At 33.8% G+C, this 3068-nt stretch carries 4 protein-coding genes; 2 read left to right on the forward strand and 2 right to left on the reverse strand.

Annotated features, from left to right (window positions below):
* Positions 1 to 386 precede the first annotated feature (386 nt).
* Both bfr (CWB66_RS21070) and bfr (CWB66_RS21075) read left to right on the forward strand, forming a co-directional pair.
* A complete protein-coding gene (bfr, locus tag CWB66_RS21070; RefSeq protein WP_007375598.1) occupies positions 387 to 857 on the forward strand; it encodes a bacterioferritin in 471 nt (156 codons plus the stop codon).
* Positions 858 to 869: 12 nt separating this feature from the next.
* Positions 870 to 1334, forward strand: coding sequence for a bacterioferritin (gene bfr, locus CWB66_RS21075; RefSeq protein ID WP_024593101.1), 465 nt, complete (start codon positions 870 to 872; stop codon positions 1332 to 1334).
* A 64-nt stretch (positions 1335 to 1398) separates the two neighbouring features.
* Here the strand turns inward: bfr (CWB66_RS21075) and CWB66_RS21080 are convergent, their stop codons facing one another.
* Complete coding sequence (locus CWB66_RS21080; RefSeq protein ID WP_002960627.1) at positions 1399 to 1593, reverse strand: (2Fe-2S)-binding protein; 195 nt, start codon at positions 1591 to 1593, stop codon at positions 1399 to 1401.
* Between the two features lie 366 nt (positions 1594 to 1959).
* On the reverse strand, positions 1960 to 3068 hold a 1109-nt coding region (locus CWB66_RS21085; protein ID WP_171037559.1), incomplete at its 5' end, for an AAA family ATPase.

The following is a 3068-nucleotide window of genomic DNA, read 5'->3' on the forward strand; positions in this document are numbered from 1 at the left end:
GAGGTTTGTAACCTAGTGGGCTAAGTAAAAACCGAGCAACAAAGAGTTAATCGTCCCTAGAAAGAACCCAAAGGGCAGCGCATGTTTGGCATTTATGCTGCGTTATCGCCTATTTATGGGGAATAACCACACTACATAGGCTCTGCCTTGCCTAAAAACCAAACACACTGCTGCAAATTCAACCACCAAAGTTCAATACGCCCTAGCAATCATAATCTTGCATTAGATGCTAATACAAATAAAAAACTGTCCATAAACCAAGCAGTAACGCAAACTTAAATAAGAATCAAAACCAATAGTAAAGCAATGATTTTTATAGAGAAAACTTGCAATTCATTCGATTTATACTACACTGCCTACAATTGAAATAGTTAAGGCGATTTATCATGAAAGGTAATCAAAAAGTAATCGATGCGTTTAATACATTGTTAGCTAACGAGTTAGCGGCAATCGATCAGTATTTTATACACTCGCGCATGTATGACGACTGGGGTTTAAACAAGCTATACGAGCGCCTTAACCACGAAATGGAAGAAGAAAAAGATCACGCAGATTGGCTTATTAAGCGTATCTTGTTTCTAGAAGGTGTACCAAATATGACTAAGCGCCGTGATTTACTTATCGGTAGCGATGTAAAAAGCATGATGCAAAACGATTTAACACTTGAGCTTGAAGTAGTCGCGTGTGTTAAAGATGTAATCGCAATATGTGAAGAACAACAAGATTACCAATCTCGTAGCATTTTAGAAAAACTGTTATTTGATACAGAAGAAGATCATGTTTACTGGTTAGAACAACAACTTGGCTTAATTGATAAGATTGGCTCTGAAAATTATCATCAAGCACAAATGGCTTAGTAGGAGCATATTATGAAAGGCGATAAAGACGTTATTGCGGCGCTTAACAAAGTACTCGCTAATGAGCTTGTTGGTATTAACCAATACTTTTTACATGCACGCATGTTTAAAGATTTTGGCTTTACACAACTAGATAAAGCAGATTACAAAGTATCTATTCAAAAAATGAAAAACGCCGATCGTTTAATCGAGCGTATTTTATTTTTAGAAGGTTTACCAAATCTTCAAGATTTAGGCCGATTACGTATTGGTGAAAACAGCGAAGAAATGATTGCAGCTAATATGAGTTTTGAACTCGATACAATCGGCGAGTTACAAAGTGCCGTTAAACTGGCTGAAAGCAAAAAAGATTATATTACCCGTGAAGCCCTTGACCACATTTTAAATGAGCAAGAAGAGCAAATTGATTGGTTAGAAACCCAACAATTACTTATTAAAAATACGGGTATTAAAAACTACTTACAGTCTCAACTGTAAATAGTAACAAGCATAAAAAAAGCAGCTATAAGCTGCTTTTTTTATATCTAAATTTTATATGTAATTAAGCTACTTGATCCGTTACATCTGCAATCTGAATCAGCCTGCGATTTAGGATCTTTTTAGTACAGCCACAACACTTACCGCATTGGCTGCCCACTTTAAGCTCTTTAGTTAATTCACGCATGGTTGTTGCACCATCGTCAATTGTTTGCTCAATTTTTTTATCAGTCACACCGTGACATAGACAAATATACATGAATACAAACCACTCTCAATTACATTTAGTACGTACATACTAATCTAAACGAAAATAGTTATCAATTATTTTATTGGCTAATAAGTCTCTTTTTTAACTTATTTGGCCAGCGCCACTTAAGTTGAGAATTCGCGGCAGCTTGAGAATAGTTTTAATTTTAAGCAAGGCGTGGCACTCAGATTGAGATTTATTAATTAGAGTCTACCTTAAATTTAAGTAAGATTAGGTTTAGGTAAATATTTGAATGGTTCAGAATTAATTACTTTAAGGCTTTAAAAACCTTAATGTATAAATACGAAATTTATGGATGGGTGATTTCCGGTTTGTGCCAACAGCGGACACTGGTAACGTCTTGTTAGAGCACTTTTAGAAATTAACTACAGGGTTACCTATACTTTCTAGTAAAGAACTATATTGTTCAGGATCTTTTTCATTTATTTTATTCAAAATGAATTGAGCTGACGTTTTCATTTCAGGTATCTCTACAGGTGTAATACTTCGCTCGAAAACACCTGCTAGATGCGAATATTCATTGGTAATTCTTTCAATTAAGATTTTAGAGCGAACATCACCACCAAAAAATTTAACTAATTTAGTGTTATCACTTTCGTTAGCGTTCGGATACTTGAAATATAAGAATGCTTCAAGAAATTTACGAGCACTGTTAGCATAATTGTAATAACAATCATGTTCATCTGATGCTGCTATGTCTGGAGCATTTGCACATTTAAATACTTGATGGAATAGGTAGTTAAATTCAGTGACATAACTTTTTAAATAATTAGGCATTAATCGAATATTACTTTCTTGTTCGTTCCTTTCAACGATGAAATATCTTCTCTCTAAGTTATTACCATGTATATCTTTGGGTAATATTCTTTTCAAGTATTTAAGGAAGTCTAGATTGTGAGTTGAAATAAATAATTGACTAAATGAGCCTGAATTAACAATTTCGCTATTAATCAAGCCGAACACAAAGAAGATGTGATTGTTATCAAGACTAGAAATAGGATCATCAATATAAACAATTGGTTTATCCCCCTTAGTATCAATGTCCTCTAACTTAGCCATAAAGTAACAAAAAGCGACCAAGCTACATTCACCTTCACTTAAATGGTGGGCTTTTTTTCCATGTCGAATAACCTCAAATCTATAACCATCTGTACTTTCAATAGAGCTAAGAGATATTTCTTTGTGTCCAAAGAAATCATTCAAATATTCGTTAACTCGATCGGCTCCTTTGGTTTCATCTTTTAATTCAGATTTTAACGCCCTAATTTCATCTTCTACTATTTTCACTTCACCATGTGCTTTTGCATTACTTTTTACACAGTCCGACTCAGTAACTTTAAGATCTGATATTTTTTTCAATTCGTCTTGATACTTAATATTCTTCAAAAATAAATAAACTTCATTTAAACGCAGACTTTCTTTCGCTTTTGATTTTTTGCTACTTTTGTAGTGGTACAGTGATT

It is taken from the genome of Pseudoalteromonas sp. S558 (genome assembly GCF_005886635.1).
In the GTDB taxonomy this organism is placed as follows: domain Bacteria; phylum Pseudomonadota; class Gammaproteobacteria; order Enterobacterales; family Alteromonadaceae; genus Pseudoalteromonas; species Pseudoalteromonas aliena.